At 63.6% G+C, this 21,877-nt stretch carries 14 protein-coding genes and 3 pseudogenes; 5 read left to right on the top strand and 12 right to left on the bottom strand.

Features of this window, described 5'->3' with window-relative positions; translation table 11 throughout:
• Window positions 1-190: 190 nt before the first annotated feature.
• Window positions 191-2,338 (bottom strand): DUF1631 domain-containing protein, encoded by a 2,148-nt coding sequence (locus B2790_RS11195; protein WP_286918859.1) that lies wholly within the window; start codon window positions 2,336-2,338, stop codon window positions 191-193.
• 242 nt (window positions 2,339-2,580) lie between these two features.
• On the opposite strand from B2790_RS11195, the gene nadC reads away from it, so the two are divergent.
• A complete protein-coding gene (gene nadC, locus B2790_RS11190) occupies window positions 2,581-3,429 on the top strand; it encodes a carboxylating nicotinate-nucleotide diphosphorylase (protein ID WP_046616049.1) in 849 nt (282 codons plus the stop codon).
• Window positions 3,430-3,507: 78 nt separating this feature from the next.
• On the opposite strand, the gene trxB is transcribed toward nadC, so the two are convergent.
• Window positions 3,508-4,470, bottom strand: a complete 963-nt coding sequence (gene trxB, locus B2790_RS11185) for a thioredoxin-disulfide reductase (protein ID WP_025337720.1) — start codon at window positions 4,468-4,470, stop codon at window positions 3,508-3,510.
• A 329-nt stretch (window positions 4,471-4,799) separates the two neighbouring features.
• Here trxB and cysZ point away from each other — a divergent pair, with 329 nt between their 5' ends.
• Entirely contained in the window at window positions 4,800-5,528 is a 729-nt protein-coding gene (cysZ, locus tag B2790_RS11180; protein ID WP_085587379.1) for a sulfate transporter CysZ, read from the top strand.
• Window positions 5,529-5,645: 117 nt separating this feature from the next.
• Here the strand turns inward: cysZ and B2790_RS25000 are convergent.
• Window positions 5,646-6,005 (bottom strand): annotated as a pseudogene (locus tag B2790_RS25000) (methyl-accepting chemotaxis protein); the annotation flags it as partial.
• Window positions 6,006-6,233: 228 nt separating this feature from the next.
• Window positions 6,234-6,833: pseudogene (locus B2790_RS24995) on the bottom strand (PAS domain-containing protein); the annotation flags it as partial.
• Between the two features lie 302 nt (window positions 6,834-7,135).
• Here B2790_RS24995 and B2790_RS11170 point away from each other — a divergent pair.
• Entirely contained in the window at window positions 7,136-8,353 is a 1,218-nt protein-coding gene (locus B2790_RS11170; RefSeq protein ID WP_286918857.1) for a glycosyltransferase family 4 protein, read from the top strand.
• A gap of 131 nt (window positions 8,354-8,484) precedes the next feature.
• Here B2790_RS11170 and B2790_RS11165 read toward each other — a convergent pair whose 3' ends face one another.
• A complete protein-coding gene (locus B2790_RS11165; RefSeq protein ID WP_274396480.1) occupies window positions 8,485-8,967 on the bottom strand; it encodes a glutathione peroxidase in 483 nt (160 codons plus the stop codon).
• A gap of 144 nt (window positions 8,968-9,111) precedes the next feature.
• Entirely contained in the window at window positions 9,112-9,597 is a 486-nt protein-coding gene (locus B2790_RS11160) for an FKBP-type peptidyl-prolyl cis-trans isomerase (protein WP_003259610.1), read from the bottom strand.
• Here B2790_RS11160 and B2790_RS11155 point away from each other — a divergent pair.
• Window positions 9,596-9,898 (top strand): DUF3565 domain-containing protein, encoded by a 303-nt coding sequence (locus tag B2790_RS11155; RefSeq protein WP_015268965.1) that lies wholly within the window; start codon window positions 9,596-9,598, stop codon window positions 9,896-9,898. The genes B2790_RS11160 and B2790_RS11155 overlap by 2 nt on opposite strands.
• 31 nt (window positions 9,899-9,929) lie before the next feature.
• On the top strand, window positions 9,930-12,017 hold the full coding sequence (pta, locus tag B2790_RS11150; RefSeq protein WP_274396478.1) for a phosphate acetyltransferase: 2,088 nt from the start codon (window positions 9,930-9,932) through the stop codon (window positions 12,015-12,017).
• Window positions 12,018-12,153: 136 nt separating this feature from the next.
• On the opposite strand, the gene B2790_RS11145 is transcribed toward pta, so the two are convergent.
• The 6 genes and pseudogenes from B2790_RS11145 to B2790_RS11120 form a co-directional block, all read right to left on the bottom strand.
• Entirely contained in the window at window positions 12,154-12,873 is a 720-nt protein-coding gene (locus B2790_RS11145; RefSeq protein ID WP_286918856.1) for an OmpA family protein, read from the bottom strand.
• 108 nt (window positions 12,874-12,981) lie between these two features.
• Window positions 12,982-13,625 (bottom strand): annotated as a pseudogene (locus tag B2790_RS11140) (MBL fold metallo-hydrolase).
• 1,344 nt (window positions 13,626-14,969) lie between these two features.
• Window positions 14,970-15,662, bottom strand: a complete 693-nt coding sequence (locus B2790_RS11135; RefSeq protein WP_025337711.1) for a sensor histidine kinase — start codon at window positions 15,660-15,662, stop codon at window positions 14,970-14,972.
• The gene (locus tag B2790_RS11130; RefSeq protein ID WP_137162998.1) at window positions 15,659-17,266 is read right to left on the bottom strand and encodes a tetratricopeptide repeat-containing response regulator; all 1,608 of its coding nucleotides are present in this window, start codon (window positions 17,264-17,266) and stop codon (window positions 15,659-15,661) included. The genes B2790_RS11135 and B2790_RS11130 overlap by 4 nt, the downstream gene beginning before the upstream one ends.
• Before the next feature lie 159 nt (window positions 17,267-17,425).
• On the bottom strand, window positions 17,426-20,149 hold the full coding sequence (locus tag B2790_RS11125; protein WP_286918855.1) for a LuxR C-terminal-related transcriptional regulator: 2,724 nt from the start codon (window positions 20,147-20,149) through the stop codon (window positions 17,426-17,428).
• 338 nt (window positions 20,150-20,487) lie between these two features.
• Complete coding sequence (locus B2790_RS11120; RefSeq protein ID WP_286918854.1) at window positions 20,488-21,852, bottom strand: DUF1329 domain-containing protein; 1,365 nt, start codon at window positions 21,850-21,852, stop codon at window positions 20,488-20,490.
• Window positions 21,853-21,877 lie beyond the last annotated feature (25 nt).

Genomic DNA, 21,877 nt, shown 5'->3' with positions numbered 1-21,877 from the left:
CCGTGAACAGGTCAACAGTATGCCCTGCGGCCAACGGCGTTTGCATGTGAATCATTGTAATGCTGTGGGAGCGGGCGTGCCCGCGAACACCGGCGCAGCCGGTGCCATCCACCGCGGCGCTTGTTTCGGGGGCACGCCCGCTCCCACAGAGATCGTGCCAGCTTGCAGATATTGCGCAAGACAGTTGTGCCTACCGCCGCAGCCTGTCGAGCACCGCCTCCAGCGCCCGCTCGAACAACAGCCCGTCATCCAGCACTCGCACGTCGCCTCGGTGCAGTGCCTGGGCCAGGCTGGCACCACTCCATTCGCGCACTTTCATGCCGGTGCGGTTGGCGAACACCAGCCGGTCGCTGCTGTCGATGCGTGCCACCAGTTTGCAACGCAATGGTTCGTCCTCGTCCAGCACCTCGACCCAGGTACCGATACGCAGGCGCTGCACCTGGCGCAGCGCCACAGCCTGCCCGTCGGCAAACTGCAACGGAGCACAAGCGGGTTCTTCAGCAATCGCCAGGACGATGTCCTCGTCCACCAGCACCTCGCTCAGGGGTTGGCCCTCACCACCGGGCGCCACCGCGGTACCCGCGCAGGCACGCAGGTGCAGCTGCTCCAGTTGCAGGAAGAATTCGCGGGTCGCTGCCGAGTCCAGGGCCACGCTGGACAGGCCATCGCGCAGTGCCTTGAGCAGGCCCGGAACCTGCTGCAGCAAAGCATGTGGCTCGTGCGGCGGGGTGATGCTGGCCAGCAGCGTGTCCATCGTCTGCAAGGCGTCTCGCCAGGCCTGGGATGCCTCGCCCTGCTTGAGCCAGGCCAGCAGCAGTACCTGGCTCCAGGCCTGCACCAGCATCTGTACCACCACCTGCGGCAATAACCGGCCGCGCAGCCGCTGGTTGAGTGCATGCTGCACCTGCTGCCTGGCCTGCAAGGCTCGGGCACGCCCTTCTTCGGCGTCACGGGTACGTTGTTCAAGAAGCTCGTTGCGCCGCCGCTCGTCCTGGTTGAAAGCGAGGAAGTCTTCGAGCAGTTCGGCGAAAAGGCTGGCATCTTCGGCAAAATCATTGAGCAGGCGCTGAACGATACGCTCCACCCGCAGGTGCAGGCTGTCGCGCATGCCGTCGCTGCCGCATTCCCAACCGATTGCCGCGCCAGCGATCTCGTTGAGCAGGCGGCGGGCCGGGTGGCTGGCCCGACTGAACAGCCCCTTGTCCAGCAGGGCTACCTTCAGCAGCGGAATATGCAGGCGCCCGATCAGCGCACGCAGGCTGGCCGGCAGGTTGTCGTCGTCCTGGATGAAGGCGAACAGCAGCCCAACCAGGTTGATCATGTCCTCGTCGGCCACATCGATGCGCCGGCGTGTGCCGCTGCGCACGCTGACCCGCAGCAGCAGTTGTTCAAGCTGTTGCCCAAGCTCGAAATCATCGGCCTCGTGGGTAGCGGGCACGTAGTGCTGCAAATGCGAAAGCAGGCGCAGCAGGTCGGCGGTGCTGATTGGCTGGGCGGCGGCCACCGCCTGCAAACGAGGCGCGAACTGCCCGCGCGCCGGGGCCAGCAGTGTTTGCAACGAGGCAAAGAAAGCCTGCCCTGCCGCGTCCGCGCCCACCTCGTGCCCCAGGTTCGCCGGCCCGCGTCGTGCGTTCATGCGCCGGTCTTCGGCGCGCCGGCGCGGTGCCGTTGGCAACTCGGGCAACACACCGGCAGCGGCCAGCAACTGGTTGGCTTCGCCATAGATCACATCGGCATCGCGCAACACATAGCGCTCGAACAGTTTCAGCAGGACCAGCTTGACCCGCAGGCAAACCCCCAGGTTGCGGCCAGCGTCGAGGAAGTAGCCGCACAGCGCTGCGGGCCCCAGCGGGTTGTGCTGCTCGTGCAGGGGGCGGTCGAGCAGTACCTGCAAGCGCAGGCCCAGTTGCTGCAGGGCAATGCCGTCGCGTGACAGCACCCGCGCGACCATGCCTTCGATCGCGGCGGCCCGCTCCACCTGGGCCTTGCTGCGCAGGTTGCCCGGCTCGACCAGGTGCGCCAGCAGGTCGACCTGGCCGATACGGGCAAAGGCCTCATAGAACGTGTCGAGAAAACCGCGCTCGATGCTCTTGCGCTTCAGGCGCAGGTCGCGCATGGCCTCGAAGTACAGGTTCTGGTCACTGCGGTCGAAGGCCTTGTCGGCCATCTCGAAGAGGGTGTCGTCGGCGTTGTCGAACAAGTCCTGCAGGCCCTGACGCAACTGCAAGGCGGCCTTGTCCCGCACCTGCAGGAGCAACACCGGAAGGCAAGGCAGAGGCGCACGCCCGCCTCGATCGATGGCTGCCGCCAAGGGCACCACCTTGCCTTCTTTTTGCATCCTGTACTCCTTGCAGGGTGTCTCGCCCGAAGGGGCTGAAGATCGTCAAAGTCATGACGCCAAATACTGGTCACCATTATCGGTAAAAACCCGCACAGCTGCCAGCGCCGTTTCACTGGCTGGCTAATGACCCTGATTTACCCCGCTTGCTCACACCGGCCGACCAAAGGTCATCGCCAAGGCGACTGTACACACCGGCCCCCTGCCCTATAATCGCCGGCATCTAGCTTGTGGAGCCGACCATGCCGAACCTACGCCTTGCCGACCTGACCGCTGAAATCGAAGCCAACGTGCGCCGTGCGCTGTTGGAGGACATCGGCAGTGGCGATATCACAGCGCAGCTGATCCCGGCGGAGCGCCTGGCCAAGGCGACCATCATCACCCGCGAAGACTGCGTGATCGCAGGCACCGCATGGGTCGATGCCGTGTTCCGCCAACTCGACCCGCGCGTGGCCGTGCACTGGCAGGTGGCCGATGGCGAGCGCGCCACGGCCAACCAGCCGCTGTTCCATCTGGAGGGCCCCGCGCGTTCACTGCTCAGTGGTGAGCGCAGTGCACTGAACTTCCTGCAGATGCTGTCGGGGGTCGCCACCCGTGCGCGCTTCCTGGCCGACCTGGTGGAAGGCACCCAGGTGCGCCTGCTGGACACCCGCAAGACACTGCCGGGCCTGCGCCTTGCGCAAAAGTATGCAGTGACTTGCGGCGGTTGCGACAACCACCGCATCGGCCTGTACGACGCCTTCCTGATCAAGGAAAACCACATCGCCGCCAGCGGCGGCGTGGCCGCGGCCGTGGCGGCGGCGCACCGTATTGCGCCGGGCAAGCCGGTGGAAATCGAAGTGGAAAGCCTCGACGAACTGCGCCAGGCACTGGCCGCAGGTGCCGACATCATCATGCTCGACGAGCTGAACCTGGAAGAGATGCGCGAAGCAGTGCGCATTACCGCGGGCAAGGCCAAGCTGGAAGCCAGTGGCGGGGTCAACGAGACGACCTTGCGGGTGATTGCCGAGACTGGGGTGGACTACATCTCGATTGGTGCCATGACCAAGGATGTGAAGGCGGTGGACCTGTCGATGCGGTTGAGCCTGTGAGCTGATCGCAGGCATGAAAAAACCGGCCTCACGGCCGGTTTTTTCTTTGGGGGCGCAAAGCGCCCCGGCGATTCAGAATCAGAACGAAGCGTTGGCCAGCCCGTCCAGGTAACGCTCGACATCCAGCGCCGCCATACAGCCCGCACCGGCCGAGGTAATGGCCTGGCGGTAAACGTGGTCAGCCACGTCACCGGCGGCGAACACGCCCTCGACGTTGGTGGCGGTGGCATTGCCTTCACGGCCGCCGTTGACCACCAGGTAGCCGTCCTTGAGGGTCAGCTGGCCTTCGAACAGCGAGGTGTTCGGGGTGTGGCCAATGGCGATGAACACGCCGTCGACCTTGATTTCGTCGCTGCTGCCGTCGTTGTTCTTCAGGCGCGCACCGGTCACGCCCATGTTGTCACCCAGCACTTCGTCCAGGGTGGCGTTGAGCTTGAGCTCGATCTTGCCTTCGGCCACACGGGCGTGCAGCTTGTCGACCAAAATCTTCTCGGCGCGGAAGGTATCGCGACGGTGTACCAGGGTCACCTTGCTGGCGATGTTGGCCAGGTACAGTGCCTCTTCCACGGCAGTGTTGCCGCCGCCCACCACGGCAACCGGCTTGTTGCGGTAGAAGAAGCCATCGCAGGTGGCGCAGGCCGAAACACCCTTGCCCATGAAGGTTTCTTCCGACGGCAGGCCCAGGTAGCGGGCGCTGGCGCCAGTGGCGATGATCAGCGCGTCGCAGGTGTATTTGCCGCTGTCACCCTGCAGGGTGAAGGGCTTGTTGGCCAGGTCGACGGCGTTGATGTGGTCGAAGACGATTTCGGTTTCGAAACGCTCGGCGTGCTCCTGCATGCGTTGCATCAGCGCCGGGCCGGTCAGGCCATGGGGGTCGCCCGGCCAGTTGTCGACTTCGGTGGTAGTGGTCAGCTGGCCGCCGGCCTGCATGCCGGTGATCAGCAGCGGCTTGAGGTTGGCACGGGCGGCATACACCGCGGCGCTGTAACCGGCAGGGCCGGAACCGAGAATGATGACGCGCGAATGACGTACTTCAGACATGTCGAACTCCTGTCGAGCGGGCCGCAGGGCCGGCATCGGTGCACCGGCTGCGCCAGCAGGAAAATTAAAAAGGACCCACGCAGCACTTGGGGAAGGCTACAACGCGCAGGCCCAGAAAGCGGAAAGTTGAGCGCACTGTAGCGAGGTCGCAAAGATTAAGGAAATATCCTTCGACAATCCACCTCATAGGCATCGTCTATTCAGCGATTTCATCGATAGCCAAGCCCTGCTGCTTTTGTTACAGCCCGTTTCCCGCCCGCTGCCCGCCTTTCGTCGGCGCGGCAAACTCGGTAAGGTCAGCGCGTTTTCCTTCTCTGCGGAGTCTCTCGATGCAAGCCCCTGTCCTCTCTGGCCCCCAGTACCTGCGCGAAGGCCTGAAACTGGTGCTGAGCCCCAACCTGCGGTTGTTCGTGCTGCTGCCGCTGGCGGTAAACCTGCTGCTGTTCGGCGGCCTGATCTACTTCGCCGGGCATCAATTCGACCTTTGGCTTGATGCCCTGATGCCGACGCTGCCGGATTGGTTGAGCTTCCTCAGCTACATTCTCTGGCCGCTGTTCGTTGCCTTGTTGGTGCTGATGGTGTTCTTCACCTTCACCCTGGTAGCCAACATCATTGCCGCGCCTTTCAATGGTTTCCTGGCGGAAAAGGTCGAGGTGGTGGTGCGTGGGCAGGACAACTTCCCGGCATTCAGCTGGGGCGAACTGGTGGCCATGGTGCCACGTACCTTCGGCCGTGAAATGCGCAAGCTGGGCTACTTCCTGCCGCGGGCCATCGGCCTGTTCATCCTGTCGCTGATCCCGGTGGTCAACGTGGTGGCGGCGCCGCTTTGGCTGATCTTCGGTGTGTGGATGATGGCTATCCAGTACATCGACTACCCGGCGGACAACAACAAGATGAGCTGGCAGGACATGCTCGCCTGGCTGCGCCAGAAACGCTGGCAGAGCCTGGGCTTTGGCGGCATTACCTACCTGGCGTTGATGATCCCGCTGGTGAACGTGCTGATGATGCCGGCGGCGGTGGCCGGGGCCACGTTGTTCTGGGTGCGGGAACGGAACTGACCCTGTGGGAGCGGGCGTGCCCGCGAACACGGGCGAAGCCCGTGCCATCCACCGCGGCGCCTGTTTCGCGGGCGTGCCCACAGGAAACGCGCAGGCATTGAAAACTGGGTGACGCTGTTACTGCCCCAACCGGCTGGAAAACTGCCCCACCACATCCACCACCCGCTTGGCTCCGTCCTGGATCTCGACAATCACGCTCCCTGTCTCGTCCGCCAGCGCCAGCCCCTGCTCGGCCTGGCGCTTGCTGGTGTCGATGATCGCCACTGCCGCCTGGGCCAGTTGCTCGTTCTGCTGCACCACCCGGGCGATTTCCTCGGTGGCGGTGCTGGTGCGCGAGGCCAGCTGGCGCACTTCATCGGCAACCACGGCAAACCCCCGCCCCTGCTCGCCGGCGCGGGCCGCTTCGATGGCCGCGTTCAACGCCAGCAGGTTGGTCTGCCCGGCAATGTCGCTGATGGTCTTGATGATCGAGCCAATCACCCGCGATTGGGTATCCAGCGCCTGGATGCCCTCTGCCGCCTCTTGCATCGAAGCTTCCAGCCCGCGCATCACGCTGACGCTCTGGGTGACCACATCGGTGGCCTTGCGGGCGCTGGCATCGGTACCCAGCGAGGTGTTGTAGGCAACATCCGCAGCCTCGGCCACCGCCTGCTCCTGGTTGACCTGCTCGGTGATGACGGTAGCGAATTTGACCACCTTGTACAGCACGTCATGGGCATCGAAGATGGGGTTGTACGAAGCCTCCAGCCAGACCACCCGGCCATGGGCATCGATACGCTTGAAGCGGTCGGCAACGTACTCGCCACGGCGCAGCTTGTCCCAGAACGCCTGATAGCCGGCCGAGTTGGCCTCCTCCGGCTCGCAGAACATGCGGTGATGCTTGCCACGGATCTGCTCCAGGCTGTAACCGACGGTGGCCAGGAAGCGTTCGTTGGCGGTAAGCACGGTGCCATCGAGATCGAACTCGATCACGGCGGTGGAGCGCATCAGCGCCTTGATCAGGCTTTCGTGCTCGCGGGAGGTCTCGATGGTGCGGGTAAGGTCGCTGGAGTGCAGCGTGAAATACTTGATGCGCCCCTCGCTGTTCTTGACCGGCTGCAGGATCGACCGTAACCAGGCCTCCTGGCCATTGCCGCGCAGCAGGCGGAATGCACCGTTCAGGTGTTCACCGCGGCTGATCGCGCCTTTCATGCGCTGGTAGAAATCCAGCGTCTTCACATGGGCGGGGACGATGTCCTCGATGTTGCGCCCAAGCAATTGTTCGGCACGGTAGAGCATCTCGCTCTCGAAGTTGCCGTTGACCATCTCGATCCGCCCCTGGGGGTCGAGTTGCAGTACCAGCATCTCGCTGTCGAGGCTACTCTTGACCTGTTCGATGGACATCAGGTCTTCGCGCAACTGCCGGATTTCTTGCTTGAGCTTGTTGTTGAACATCACCGCTCTCCTGGAGCGCATCGTCGAATGCATCTTCATCGGCTGCCGGTGCCCCCTCTTGAGCACCCTTGCAAGGAAAAATTCACAAGGCGAAAAGCGTCGGCGATCAGGCGTCATCTGTACGTCACATGGCAGTCACATTGGCGCAATCCAGCAGGCGGACACTTTTTGTCATGAATACACCCGCCCTACGCATTACCCTGGTCAGCGAAACCTTCCCACCCGAGATCAACGGCGTGGCCAATACCCTTGGCCGGCTCAGCGAAGGGTTGCGCCAACGCGGCCATGAGATCGAAGTGGTGCGCCCGCGCCAGGCCGGTGAAGCACCACTGCACAACGACCCGAACCTGATGCTGTGCCGTGGCTGGCCCCTGCCTGGTTACCCGGGCTTGCAATGGGGCGAGGTGTCGATGCACAAGCTGTTGCGCCGCTGGCGACGGCAGCGCCCGGATGTGCTGTACATCGCCACCGAGGGGCCGCTTGGGCTCAGCGCACTGCGCGCGGCCCGGCGCCTGGGGGTAGCGGTGGTCAGCGGCTTCCACACCAACTTCCCGCAGTATTCCGGCCAGTACGGGCTGGGCCTGCTGACGCGCCTGCTCACCAACTACCTGCGCTGGTTCCATCGGCGCACGGCGACCACCCTGGTACCCAGCCTCAGTCAGCGCCTGGAGCTAGAACGTCGCGGTTTCGAACGCCTGGAGCTACTGGCCCGGGGGGTCGATGCCTGCCTGTTCAACCCGGCCCGGCGCAGCCCCGCATTACGGGAAAGCTGGGGGCTCGGCCCTGACGACATCGCCGTGCTGCATGTCGGGCGGCTGGCGGCAGAAAAGAACCTGGGTTTGCTGCGGCCAAGCCTGGAGGCCCTGCAGAAAACTTATCCACACAAACGCCTGCGCCTGATCATGGTGGGTGACGGCCCGCAGCGTGCCGCTCTCGAACAGCAGGTACCGAATGCCGTGTTCTGCGGCGCCCAGCGAGGCGAGGTGCTGGCCGAACACTATGCCAGCGGTGACCTGTTCCTGTTTCCGAGCCTGACCGAAACCTTTGGCAATGTGGTGCTCGAAGCCATGGCCTCGGGGTTGGCGGTGGTCGCCTATGACGAGGCGGCCGCCGCGCAGCATATTCGCCATGGCCATAGCGGTGCGCTGGCCATGCCGGGGGATCAGGCGGCTTTCATCGATGCAGCCTGCTGGTTGCTGGAGGAAGAAGAGACCTTACGGCGGGTTCGCCTGAATGCGAGAAAGCATGCCAGCCGCCAGGGCTGGCCGGCGATTGTCGAGCAGTTCGAGGGGTATCTGTTCAGTGCCTGTCGGCAAACCGGCTCAGCTGTTGAAAAAACCAAGAGCGCTACGCTGGTGATCAAGCCTGGCTCGACAGCACCTCGCGGCTGAGCGATCGCCAGGGCGCTTCGCGCCCATCGCCGGCAAGCCAGCTCCCACAGGGATCGCAGGAACCTTGAGCCTGACGCTGTACCTGTGGGAGCTGGCTTGCCGGCGATGGGCCGCAAAGCGGCCAGGGATAATCAGGTCAATGCCTTCTCGATAGCCTGTACCACCGCTGGATCATCCGGTGCCGTGCGCGGCGAAAAACGCGCCAGTACCCGCCCGTCCTTGCCTACCAGGAACTTCTCGAAGTTCCAGGTAATGTCCCCCGGGAACTCCGCCCCCTCACCCGCCAGCAGGCGGTACAGCGAGTGGCGCTGCGGCCCGTTGACCTCCAGCTTGCCACCCAGCGGGAAGCTCACCCCGTAGTTGAGGCTGCAAAACTCCTGGATTTCCTTTTCGCTGCCAGGCTCCTGGCCGGCAAACTGGTTGCACGGCAGGCCAAGCACGTTGAAGCCCTTGTCCTTGTAAACCTGGTAGAGGTTCTCCAGGGCCTTGTATTGCGGCGTGAGACCACACTTGGAGGCAACGTTGACCACCAGCACCACTTGGCCCTTGAACGGTGCGAGGGGCAGCTCCCCGCCGTTCAACGCGTCCAGTTTCAGGTCGTGAAATGCACTCATGATGAATCCCCTCTCAGGTTCCCGGTTGCCGCGCAGGTGAATTCCGCCCACTAAAAAGGCGCTCGTCCAAACCGTCCACCTCCCGTAGGAAGGCAAATCGGCTTGCCCGAGCGCCTGGCGACTTTCTGAGCTTAGCGCAGAAAATCAGTGGTGATGGCCACCTTCACCGTGGATGTGGCGGTGAGCGATTTCTTCGTCGCTGGCATCACGCACGTTGACTACCTTGACCTGGAAGGTCAGGCGCTGGCCGGCCAGCGGGTGATTGCCGTCGACAGTCACGTCGTCGCCGTCGATGTCGCGGATGGTGACGATCTGCATCTGGCCATCCGGCGCCGAAGCGTGGAACTGCATGCCCACTTCCAGCTCGTCGACACCTTCGAACAGGCTGCGGTTCAGGGTGCTGACCAGCTCGGCCAGGTACTCGCCGTAGGCATCTTCCGGCTCGATGGAAACGTTCAGCTCGTCACCGGCCTGCTTGCCTTCCAGGGCTTTTTCCAGGCCCGGGATGATGTTGCCGGCACCGTGCAGGTAAACCAGCGGTGCACCGCCGGCGGAGCTGTCGATGGTCTCCCCGGCGTCGTTGGTCAGGGTATAGTCGATGGAGACAGCCTTGTTGGCGGCGATCAGCATGGGGCAAGACCTTTTGCAAAAGTATGTAGAGCGGACAAGTGTAACCAAGCCATCGCCCGATTGCGAACGCACTGCGGACGAGCAACGGCCCATCAGTCGGATCACCGGCTTCCACCAGGACGAAGAGGGCCACTGGGTGGCCGAACTGTCCTGCGGCCACACCCAGCACCTGCGCCACCAGCCGCCGTGGCAGGCACGCCCCTGGGTGCTCGACCCGGCCCAGCGCGCGCAACGCATCGGCCAGCCTTTCGCTTGCGGCTGGTGCGCACAAGGGGCCGATAGCGCTACCCTTGGCCGTTAATTTCTTGCACCGCTTATTTCGAGAAGCACGCATGCAGACATTTTTCATTGCGCCGACCGATTTCGGTGTCGGCCTGACCTCCATCAGTCTGGGCCTGGTGCGCACCCTGGAGCGCGCCGGGCTGAAGGTCGGCTTCTTCAAGCCGATCGCCCAGCCCCACCCGGGTGACACCGGCCCCGAACGCTCCACCGAGCTGGTCGCCCGCACCCACGGCATCAAGCCCCCGGTGCCGCTGAGCCTGGCCCATGTCGAGCGCATGCTCGGCGATGGCCAGCTGGACGAGTTGCTCGAAGAAATCATCCGCCTGTACCAGCAAGCCTGCATCGGCAACGACGTGGTGGTGGTCGAGGGCATGGTGCCCACGCGCCACGCCAGCTATGCGGCGCGGGTCAACCTGCACCTGGCCAAGAGCCTGGATGCCGAGGTGATACTGGTATCTGCACCGGAAAACGAAGTGCTCAGCGAGTTGTCCGGCCGGGTCGAACTGCAGGCCCAGCTGTTCGGCGGCCCGCGCGACCCGAAGGTGCTCGGGGTAATCCTCAACAAGGTGCGCACCGACGAAAGCATGGCGGACTTTTCCACCCGCCTGCGCGAGCACTCGCCGCTGCTGCGCGGCAACGACTTCCGCCTGCTGGGCTGCATCCCCTACCAGCCCGAACTGAACGCCCCGCGCACCCGCGACGTGGCCGACCTGCTGGGTGCCCAGGTGCTCAATGCCGGTGACTACGAGCAGCGGCGCATGAGCAAGATCATCATCTGCGCGCGCACCGTGGCCAACACGGTGCCTCTGCTTACCTCGGGTACCCTGGTGGTGACCCCGGGCGACCGCGACGACATCATCCTCGCCGTCAGCCTGGCGGCAATCAACGGTGTACCGCTGGCCGGCCTGCTGCTGACCAGCGACGGCAAGCCAGACCCACGCATCCTGGGCTTGTGCCGCGGCGCCCTGCAGGCCGGCCTGCCGATCCTGTCGGTCAGTACCGGCTCGTACGATACCGCCAACCAGCTCAACTCGCTTAATCGCGAAATCCCGGTAGACGACCGCGAGCGCGCCGAATTCATCACCGACTTCGTCGCCAGCCACCTCGATGCCGCCTGGCTGCACCAGCGTTGCGGTACCCCGCGCGAACTGCGCCTGTCGCCGGCAGTGTTCCGCTACCAGCTGATCCAGCGGGCGCAGCAGGCCAACAAGCGCATCGTCCTGCCGGAAGGCGCCGAGCCGCTGCTGGTGCAGGCTGCGGCCATTTGCCAGGCCCGCGGCATTGCCCGCTGCGTGCTGCTGGCCAAGCCCGAGGATGTAGATGCCGTGGCGCGCGCCCAGGGCATCACCTTGCCGCCGGGCCTGGAAGTCCTCGACCCCGAGGTGATTCGCGGGCGCTATGTGGAACCGATGGTCGAGCTGCGCAAGAGCAAGAACCTCAATGCACCAATGGCCGAGCAGCAACTGGAAGACCCGGTGGTGATCGGTACCATGATGCTGGCCCTGGACGAAGTGGACGGCCTGGTCTCGGGCCTGGTGCACTCCACCGCCAACACCATCCGCCCGGCCCTGCAGCTGATCAAGACCGCACCGGGTTCGAGCCTGGTGTCGTCGGTGTTCTTCATGCTGTTCCCCGAGCAGGTGCTGGTGTACGGCGACTGCGTGATGAACCCGCACCCAAGTGCTGTCGAACTGGCCGAAATAGCCCGGCAGAGTGCCGAATCGGCGCAGGCCTTCGGCATCGCGCCACGGGTGGCGATGATCAGTTATTCAAGCGATTCGGCCAGCGACGAGGAAGTCGAGAAAGTGCGCGAAGCGACCCGCCTGGCACAGGGCGCGGCGCAGGAGCTGCTGATCGACGGACCGTTGCAGTATGACGCAGCGGCCAACCCGGCGATTGCACGGGAACTGGCGCCGGGCAGCCCGGTAGCCGGGCGGGCGACGGTATTCGTGTTCCCTGACCTGAATACCGGCAACACGACCCACAAGGCGGTGCAACGCAGCACCGACGGGGTCAGCCTGGGGCCGATGCTGCAAGGGTTGCGCAAGCCGGTGAACGACTTGCCGCGCGGGGCTCAGGTTGACGATATCGTGCATACCATTGCCCTGACAGCGATTCAGGCGAGCGTGGCGGGCTAAAAGCTGGGGCTGCTTTGCAGCCCCTGTGGGAGCGGGCATGCCCGCGAAGCAGACACTGTGGTGCATGGCACCGGCTTCGCCGGTGTTCGCGGGCATGCCCGCTCCCACAGGGCCGCAAAGCGGCCCCGGCGGTCAATCAGGGATACTGCTGAACCTGACCTTGCTGGTCATACTGCTGACCCGGAATCGGCTTCAGGTTCACTTCCACCCGACGGTTCTGCGCGCGACCATTGGCGTCGGCGTTGCTGGCGATCGGCTGGTCCGGGCCCATGCCACGTACGGTGATACGCGAGGCATCCACACCCTGCGAGGTCAGGTAGGTGCTGACCGCCTGCGCACGGCGCTGGGACAGGTCCATGTTGTGCTGGCGGCTGCCAGTGCTGTCGGTGAAACCGATCACTTCGATGGTGTTCTGGTTGAACTGCTTGAACGAGCCGGCCAGGTTGTTCAGCGGCGAGTAGAAGCTTGGCGCGATGTTGGCCGAGTCGGTGGCGAAAGTGATGTTGCCCGGCATGATCAGCTTGATCTGGTCACCCTGGCGCTGCACTTCCACGCCGGTGTTGGCCATCTGCGCGCGCAGCTCGGCTTCCTGCTTGTCGGCGTAGTAACCATAACCGGCTGCGGCGGCACCTACGGCGGCGGCGCCGATCAGTGCACCCTTGCCACGGTTGTTGTGGTCGATGGCGGCACCGGCGATAGCACCGGCCAGCGCGCCCAGGCCGCCGTACTTGGCGGTCTTGCTCATCCCTGTGGAGCCCTGCGCCTGCCCTTGGCTGTCATAAGGGTTCTGCCCGGCACAGCCGGTCATCAGGGCAGCGGCGGTTGCGACGATAATCAGACGACGCATGGTGAACATGGACAAGCTCCTACTGAATTCATGAATGCGGCAGATCATAAAGGGATCTATGCCAGCCTTGGATTGCATCGGCAACAAAAAATTCCATGAAAGTGCCTTCATGTGCCATCAGGCACGCACGAAGGGGTTTTCGCGCATTTCGTCGCCCAGGCGGGTATCAGGCCCGTGGCCGGTCACCACGATGGCCTCCTCGTCCAGCCGATACAGCCGCTCCTTGATCGAACGGACGATGGCCCCTGGTCGCCACCCCACAAATCGGTACGGCCAATGCCTCGGCGGAACAGGGTATCGCCGGCGATCAGCAGCTTGGCATCGGCAAACCAGAAGCTCATCGAGCCCGGCGTGTGGCCTGGCGTATGCAGGGCCACGCCACAACCGCAGGCCAGCTCCTCGTCATCCCCCAGCCAGCGGTCTGGCGCAGGTACCGGAGTGTAGGGCACGCCGAACATCTGGCACTGCATTTCCAGGTTGTCCCACAGCGCCTGGTCGTCCTTGTGCAGGTGCAGCGTTGCGCCGGTCAGTTCCTTGAGCTTGCCCGAGGCAAGGAAGTGATCGAAGTGAGCGTGAGTGTGGATGATGCTCACCAGCGTCAGCCCGTGGGCCAGCAGGCGAGCAAGGATCTTGTCCGGGTCACCGCCCGGGTCGACGACGATGGCCTTTTTGGTAAGCGGGTCGCCGATCAGGGTGCAGTTGCACTGCAGGGGGCCTACGGGGAAGGTTTCGCGGATGAGTGAAGACGGGGGTTGGGTCATTGACGTTCTCATGAGGAAAGCGCAGCGTGCTAAAAGCGTCGAGTCTATTTATTCAATCAAGCGCAGGCAGGTCGCCGGGATTACAAGCTGCCCCCTGAGGCAAACGAAAAACCGGCCAATAGGCCGGTTTTCAGACTAATACGAGTGTGCAGCAAGGCGCATATCCCAGGGCCTGACGTGCTGTCGTTCAGGACGGGATTCCTGCCAGAGGGCCTGCGGGCTCAAGCTCTGCCCCCTTCGCCTTCGCGACCTGCAGGAACCGGAGCTGGTTACTGGAGACTCGACCACCAAGACGTCTGGCTTCAGCCTCGAATTTTGCAATGGCAAGCAACTCTACCTGTCTCGTTTTGGATCGCATGGTTACCTCCAAAAGCTTGATCGACGCAATCGATGTTATTAGGGATCAACCTGGATCACAAGCCGACCCTCGGCGGTCCAGGTGAAGCCAAGCGCCTCATAAACTGACATTGCGCCCTCAATAGGGTCTTGTATTTCAATCTCTTGACAACCCAACATGCGAGCGTAGAAGTCTATCGATGTCAGCGCCAAACCAGCGATCTCTCCCCGGAGTGGATGCCACCTGCTGGGATTACCTTGGAGCAGAATGACCTTGATACATAAGCGACTCTTTCTAGGGCTTGCATAGCAGAGACCACAGAGCTCGCTTCCGAACCAGATGGCAAGATCGAACCCTTTGGGATCGCTATCCTTCCAGTCGACAATTTCCTCCCAAGGAAACATACACCCACTTGTCAGCCATTCCAGGCTAGCACTGACGGCCTCGTGCGTTATGGGCTCTATCCGGACTTGATCCAGCTCGACATCTCGGCTCAGTAGTTCTGGCTGCCGACACAGCAATTCATGAGTGAGGGTTCTGGCTTGGGATCGAAATATTTGGTATCGGAGTTTGCTGATTCGCCTTCTCATGCAAGCCCCACATTCGAAATGGAGCCTCCGTCCATTTAGAACTCACAACCTACTGGTTGCATGCGGTCCCACGCCCGCATGTCTTTCGGTTGCGGGGCATTGAAGTCGCACTGACCGAGGAGCGACGCAAGGTCATAACGGTTTGCGCCGAAGCCCGCATTCTTCTGATGCTCATTCGCTCGGAAGCTTTCAATCGGTGAGCAGTGGTTCAACTTCTGGGTAAATCTCTTCATAACCGCTCTGCTGGTAGTCATCGAAAACCGAATAATTACCAGCGTGAACGCCGATGAAAAAGAGCTCAAAAGCCCGTTTGGTTTAGATCAGATTGCTCCTACAACTCACGACGAAGCGTCGCCGCTGTACTAGCAGGAAGCGTTGCTTGATGTGTCAATACGGGCCGTGCTCTGCAAGCTTCTCTCAAGGCAAGAACAACCTGAACAACCCACCCCCAAGCGCGCCGCCATTGGAGATCTCGATCCGCCCGCGCACCCCGCCGCTTTCATGCAGTGCCGCGATCCGCGCCGCAAAATACAGGCCCAGGCCGGTACTGCCGCTGGTCGAGTCGATACCCTGGATGAATTCTTCCTGGCGTTCGAGCATGCGCTGTGGATAACCCGGGCCGTCATCGTTGACGCAGATGGCCAGCTGGTTGTCTGCCTCTTCGATGGTGATCAGCAAGGCATGCGCGGCAAAGCGGGTGGCGTTGGTGATCACGTTGGCGATCACCGAGGCCACCAGCTCGCGGTCGAAGAAGCCCAGCGGGTTGTCGGTGTCGATGCGCCAGGTGGCAAGGATGTCCTTGTGCTTGAGCACTTCCTCGTGCGCAGCCAGCTGGGCTTCGATGAAATCGTCCAGTTCGTGGTAGTCCGGGCACACCGGCAACTGGTTCACACCCAGTTTGTACAACCCCAGCAACTGCACCAGCATGCCATTGAGGTGGCGAAACTCATGCTCCATCACCCCCTGCTCGGCACCACCGCGCAGTTCCTCGGGCAAGCGCTGCATCCACTGGTTGTGGGACTGGATCAACGCCGACAGGGAATTCTTCAGGTCGTGCACGGTGGAGGCGATCACCGTGGAAAAATCCAGCCCCTGGTTGTCTTGATTCATGCGCCGAACACTCGGATGTGCAGTTTGCGATAGCGGTCGTAGCGGTTGTCGCTGGCGGGGATGCCGGCCACGCTGGTCAGGGCGTCGCGGCACTCCTGCATGATCGCGGGCTGAGGGCTGTCTCCGCCGATGCGCAGCAGCGCCTGGGCAGTGTTGAGGGCGATGCTGATGTTCTTCGGCTGCAAACCCAGCGCCTTGCGGAACAGCTGCAACGCCTCGCCGAGCTGCCCCCCCTGGTAACTGCGCACACCCTGGCGATTGAGGGTGACCGCTTCGGTAATGGCGTTGAGCACGCTGGGGTCGTCCGTCAGCTTGCCGACCCTCTCCATGACCTTGGGGTCGTCGCCATAACTTTCCACACAGCTCCTCAGCACGCCGATGGCGGCGGCTTCCTGCCCCATGGCCTGCAACTGCGCGGCAACGGTCAGGGCCGAATCGACCGAAAAGAACTGGTTCATCTTGTCCAGGCGCTGGATCGCCTGTTCGGTCAGCTTGGCAGCCGTTTCAGGGTCGCCGGCCTGCTGCAGGCTGGCGGCCTTCATCATGCGGGCACGCACCTGCAGGCCCTGGTCCTCGGGGTTTTCCTTGGCTACTTCGCTCAGCGTGCTGTTGATCTCGACCCGGGTGCGCGCATCCAGGCCAAAGCCGGCATTCCTGCTCATCAGCGCCTGCACCAGCCCCAGGTTGTTCTCGGGGTCCTTGTAGCGTGAGCTCTGGCCCTGGTTCACCGCATGGCGGAACGCTTTCGAGGCACTCTCGAAGTCTTCGTTTTCCAACGCCAGCTTGCCCAGCGTCGACTGCCGGCGCACCGACAGCGGCGACAGGCGCACGGCTTCTTCAAGCATGTTCTGCGCACGCCTGGTTTCGCCTTGGGCCACCAGCACCTCGGCCATGCCATCGTACAGGCCTGGCATGATCGGGAAGGCTTTGAGCGCTTGCTCATACACGCCCTGGGCCTGGGCATTCTGGCCGCGCTTGTGCATCAGGCTGCCCAACGCCGAGTACACCCACGGCTGCGGGCGGCTGGCCAGAATGGCCTTGAGGAACTTCTCCAGCTCCTCGAAACGGTTGAGGTTGCCCAAGGCATCGGCCCGATAGCGCAGGCACAGCGGGGCCAGGCGTGGGTCGCGCTTGCACAGCTCGGCGCAGGCCGCCAGCACTTCGGCCGGTCGATTGCGATCCAGGGCCTGCAGGATCGGCTTGAGCAGGGTCTTGCGCTGGTACAGCTTCTCCACGCGCTGGGCCAGGCCAACCCGGTTGAACGGCTTGGTCAGGTAGGCATCAGGCTCGTGCTCGATGGCGCTGAGGACAATGGCCTGGCTGCTCTCGGCCGTGACCATGATGAATATGCACTCATGGCTGATGTGCTTGTCGAGGATCAGGTCTTCGAGCACCTGCTGGCCGTTCTTCTTGCCGTCACCCAGGTGGAAGTCCTGCAGGATGACGTCATAGCGCTTTTGCGCGCACATGCGCAGCGCCTGCTCGCCGCTGTCGGCGGTGTCCACGTCACGTACGCCCAGCTCGCGCAGCATGGAACGGGTCGACGTGCGAAAGTCGGTAAAGTCGTCGACGATCAGAAAGCTCTTTTGCCCGTACTGCAGCATCAACACGACCTGCCTTGGAATGATTGAAAAATCGCGCGAGGCGATGCCACCGATAGCTGTATCGGCAGCTGGTCGGGAAAGATGAGGATAGAGCGTTGGCGGCCACGGACCACGGCCTGGCGCCATCACTTTAGCGAGCTAAGCCCTGCAGGGCTTTTGTCACGCCAGCATTCCCAGGGACTTGGCCTTGGCCACCGCCTGGGTACGCCGCTCCACTCCCAGCTTGCTGTTGATATGGCTGGCGTGGGTTTTCACCGTGTGCAGGGAAATGAACAGCCGCTCGCTGATCTGCTGGTTGGAACAGCCCTGGGCAATCAGCTCGAGCACGGCCAGCTCGCGGCTACTCAGGGCTTCGCCGCTGCCGCTGCCGGTGCTGGTGCTCGGCAGCGGTGGCAGGCGCTTGAGCAGCTCGGCCTGCACCGAGCAGGCGGCAACTGCCTGCAGCTGTTCGAGAAGCCACTGCGGGTGCTGCTCCAGCAAAGGCTGGAACGGTTGCAGCACGCCGCCTTGGGCTGCCTCCAGCAACCGTGGCAACAACTGGGCGGCCTGCTCTTCCCGACCTTCGCCCAGCAACAAGCCGAGCCACTGGCACAGGGCACTGACGCTGAGCATCATGCCGCCACTGGCCTGGCCGCGCTCGACCAGGCTGGCCAGGCGTTGCGCCGCGTCATCGCTACGCGACTGGATACACTCGAGCGATGCCTGCTGCAAGGCGATGTGCAACGGCAGCAACGGGTGGAACTCCGGGGCCGCCGCCGGTTGCTCGCCGCCATAGGTCTGGCCCAGGCGCAGCAGCCAGGACTCGGCCAGGTCGATGCGCCCCTGTGCCAGCCACAACTCGCATTTGACCAAGGTGATCATGGCCAGGTAGTAGACCGGCGGCACATCCCAGATGTGCATCAGCCGCTCGGCCTCGGCCAGTTCGGCAAAAGCCTCGGCAAAGTGCCCTTCCCGGCCATCGAGCGTAGCGATCACGCAGTGGCCGATGAGCACGCTGATATCGCGGCAGGCCCGCGCCTCGCCCAGCCCCGCACGCAAGCGGGCACGGCCCTGGGACGGCTGCAGGCGCGATACCAGCAGGTAGCCTTCGTAAAGCGTCAGGCGGGCGCGCACGGCATACAGCCGCTGTGCCGACAGCCCTTGCAGGCGTTGCAGCCCCTCGCGCGCTTCGTCCAGTGCGCGCAACACCTCGCCACGGGCATGCAGCACCCGCGCCCGGTCGTAGTGGGCCAGGGCCTCGAACAATGGGTTGCCAACGCGCTGGGCCAGCTCCAGGGCCTCACGGTTCCAGCCGCGGGCCCGCCAGAAATCGCCATCGGCAATCGCCAGGTTGGACAGCGTCGACAGGCACACCAGGCGTTGGCCATAACGCTTGCTCGGCAGGCTCTGCAGCGCTTCGCCGCAATAGGCCAGGGTGCGCTCGCGGTCGCCACGGCCACGGGCGATCACACCACTCAGCGCCAGCCACTGGGCCAGCATGGACTTTTGCGCGGTCGCCGAGGGCGCGGGCAGGAAGCGGCTGAGGTAACCCGCCAGCTCCTCGGCCGCGTCCAGCTGGCACGCCAGGCCCAACGCCCAGCTGTACAGCACGATGAGCCGCGGCGTGCTGATCAGCAGGCTGTCGGGCAGGTCCATCTTCCAGCGCAGCAACATGCCGACGTTCTGTTCGGCCAGCAGTTGCTCCTCGGACAGGCTCTGCACCAGGTCGGCGGCGACATCGAGGTGACCGGCCCGCAGCGCCTGCTCCACCGCTTCGTCCAGCAAGCCCTGGCTTTCGAACCAGCGGCAGGCACGCAACTGCAGGCCGGCCAGCGGCTCGCTGGCCTGGCGGCTGCGCAGCAGGTCGGAGAACAGGTGGTGATAGCGGAACCAGTGGCCATGCTCGTCCAGCGGCACCAGGAACACCTGGTGCGCCTGCAAGAAGCGCAGGATCGCGGCGCTGTCGTGGCGGCCGCGCACGGCATCGCACAACGGGGCGCAGAAACGCTCCTGGCATGCCGTTTCGTACAGGAAGGCCTGCACATCGGCGGGCAGCATGTCGATGACTTCTTCCAGCAGATAGTCGCGGATCAAGCCCTCACCACCATGCAAGGCCTGTGGCAAGGCCTGCTCGTCAGCGGACTCGCTGGCCGCCAGTTGCCAGAAACGCAACCCGGCCACCCAACCGTCGCTGCGCTGGATCAGGTTGTCCAGGGCCTGGCCACGCAGCCCGGTGGGTTGGCGACCGATCACCGCCAGCGACTCTTCGGCGGTAAGGCGCAAGTCCTGTTCGTTAAGCTCGACCAGTTGCCGCGACAGGCGCAGGCGCGCCAGGTGCCAGTCCGGGCGCTGGCGGCTGGTGACCAGCAGCACCAGGCCGGGGGGCAGGTGATTGAGGAAGAACTGCAGGCAGCGGTCGAGCACCGGCCCCTGGGCCAGGTGATAGTCGTCCAGCACCAGCAACAAGGGCGTATCGGCTTGCAGGTACAGCGCCAGCTCGTCGAGCAGGCCGTCGAGCCATTCCTCGAAGGCGAACGGCTGGTGGCGCTGGCGCATTTTCAGCAGGCCCATGGCCTGGCCGCCCAGCGCCGGACAGTACTGCTGCAGGCCTTCGAGCAGGCGTTCGAGGAAGCGGCCAGGGTCGGCATCCCGTTGGCTCAGGCCCAGCCACAGGCTACGCCAGTGCTCGGGCAGCGCTTCGCAAAATTCGATGGCCAGGGAGCTTTTGCCGAAACCCGCCGGAGCATTGACCAGCAACAGCCGCCCGCCGAGGCCGGCTTGCAGCCGCTGGCACAGGCGCAGGCGCGGCACATGGCCGTCCGGCAAGGGCGGCCGGAAGAAACGCCCGTCCAGCAGGCCCAGGGCCTGGCTGGCGAATCCATGCGTACGGGACAGATCTGTCATGGCCGGCTCGTTCTGGTTGGAAGACTACGGCGGTATGGATGCTTGCGAGACTAGCGGGTAACGCTGCGCATTTGAAGATGATGGGCGCAATTCCCCTGGAAAAGACTGCGACAAAAAGCAACATGGCTGATGGACAGGGGCTGGGGCGGGGGTTTGAGGAGGTATTCAGCAGGTTTATTGCTGTACCGGCCTCTTCGCGGGCATGCCCGCTCCCACAGGGATTGCACAGTTTTCAAGTCCAGTGCAGTACCTGTGGGAGCGGGCGAGCCCGCGAAGAGGCCAGAACAGGAAAATGAAACGCCCCGGTCAAGCCGGGGCGCTCCGAGGTTGCGTGATACTTAGCGAATACCCGACTGGCGCAGTGCCGCTGGCTGGAAGTCCGCCTTGCTGGCGCTGAAGCCGAAGTCGTAGGCGCGCTTCTCTTCGTTCTTCATGCCCAGGGCCAGGTAACGGCCCGACTGCAGGTCGTAGATAGTCTCCAGGGTGTACCACGGCACTTCCACGTTGTAGTACGGCTGGGCATGTGCCTCGGACACGCGCCACAGCTGGCCACGGCCGTCGTACTGGTCAATCACCGCAGCCTGCCAGGTGTCCTCGTCGATGTAGAAGTCACGCTTGGCATAGATGTGCCGCTGGCCCGGCTTGAGGGTCGCGACCACGTGCCATACGCGGCGCAGCTCGTAACGGGAAAGGTCCTGGTTGATGTGCCCGGCCTTGATGATGTCGGTGTACTTGAGCTTGGGGTCGTCGAGCTTGAAGGCGTTGGACGCGATGTACATCTCCTTCTTGCCTTCCAGCTTCCAGTCATAGCGGTCCGGCGCACCGTTGAACATGTCCAGGTTGTCCGAGGTGCGCAAACCGTCGGCGGCGGTACCCGGGCCGTCGTACGACACTTGCGGTGCCTGGCGCACGCGGCGCTGGCCTGCGTTGTAGATCCACGCCTTGCGCGGTTCCTTCACCTGATCGAGGGTTTCGTGCACCAGCAGCACGGTACCGGCCAGGCGCGCGGGCGCGGTCACCTCCTGCTTGAAGTAGAACAGGATGTTGCCCGGGTTGTTCGGGTCGTAATCCTTCATCTTGTCGCGGAAGACGAACTGGTCGGAGAAGTACACAGGGTTGAAGGAGCCGTTCTGCTGCGGCGTAGCCTGGGTCACCAGGCGGCTGACACTGCCACCCCGGTAGCGGGTGATGTGGTTCCAGATCACCTCCAGGCCGCTTTTGGGGATCGGGAACGGTACAGCCGTGCGGAAGTTGCTCAGGCCGTTGCCGCCTTCGACCAGGGTGGTCTTGGTGGCGTTCTCCTTGATGGCGGCGAACACATCGGCCGGCACCGTGGAACCGCGATGGGTCTTGAATACCGGGATCTTGAAGGTATCCGGGTAACGCTTGAGCATGGCCAGCTGGCCCGGCGAGAGCTTGTCCTTGTACTGGTCGGCGTTCTGCGCGGTGATGGTGAACAGCGGCTTGTCGCTGCCGTATGGGTCGGACAGGAAGCCCTTGCCGTCGACACTGCCCGCGCTCTTCGACAGCGGCTCCCACGGGCCGATCGAGCCATCGGCGTTGCCGGCCTTTTCGGCACCCATCGGGGTCAGGGTACTGCCCAGCTTGGCCGCCTCGTCGGCGGATACTGCAGCCATGACGCTGGTCGCCAGCAGGGACAGGCCCAGCACACCGGCTTGCAGCAGACTTCTGGTCTTGTTCATGTCGTGTCGTCCTGGATCTGTATGC

It is taken from the genome of Pseudomonas sp. UBA6753 (assembly GCF_002453565.1).
Lineage (GTDB): Bacteria > Pseudomonadota > Gammaproteobacteria > Pseudomonadales > Pseudomonadaceae > Aquipseudomonas > Aquipseudomonas putida_Z.
The sequence above is the reverse complement of the archived record's forward strand: the minus strand, read 5'-3'. Positions and strand labels throughout refer to the sequence as shown.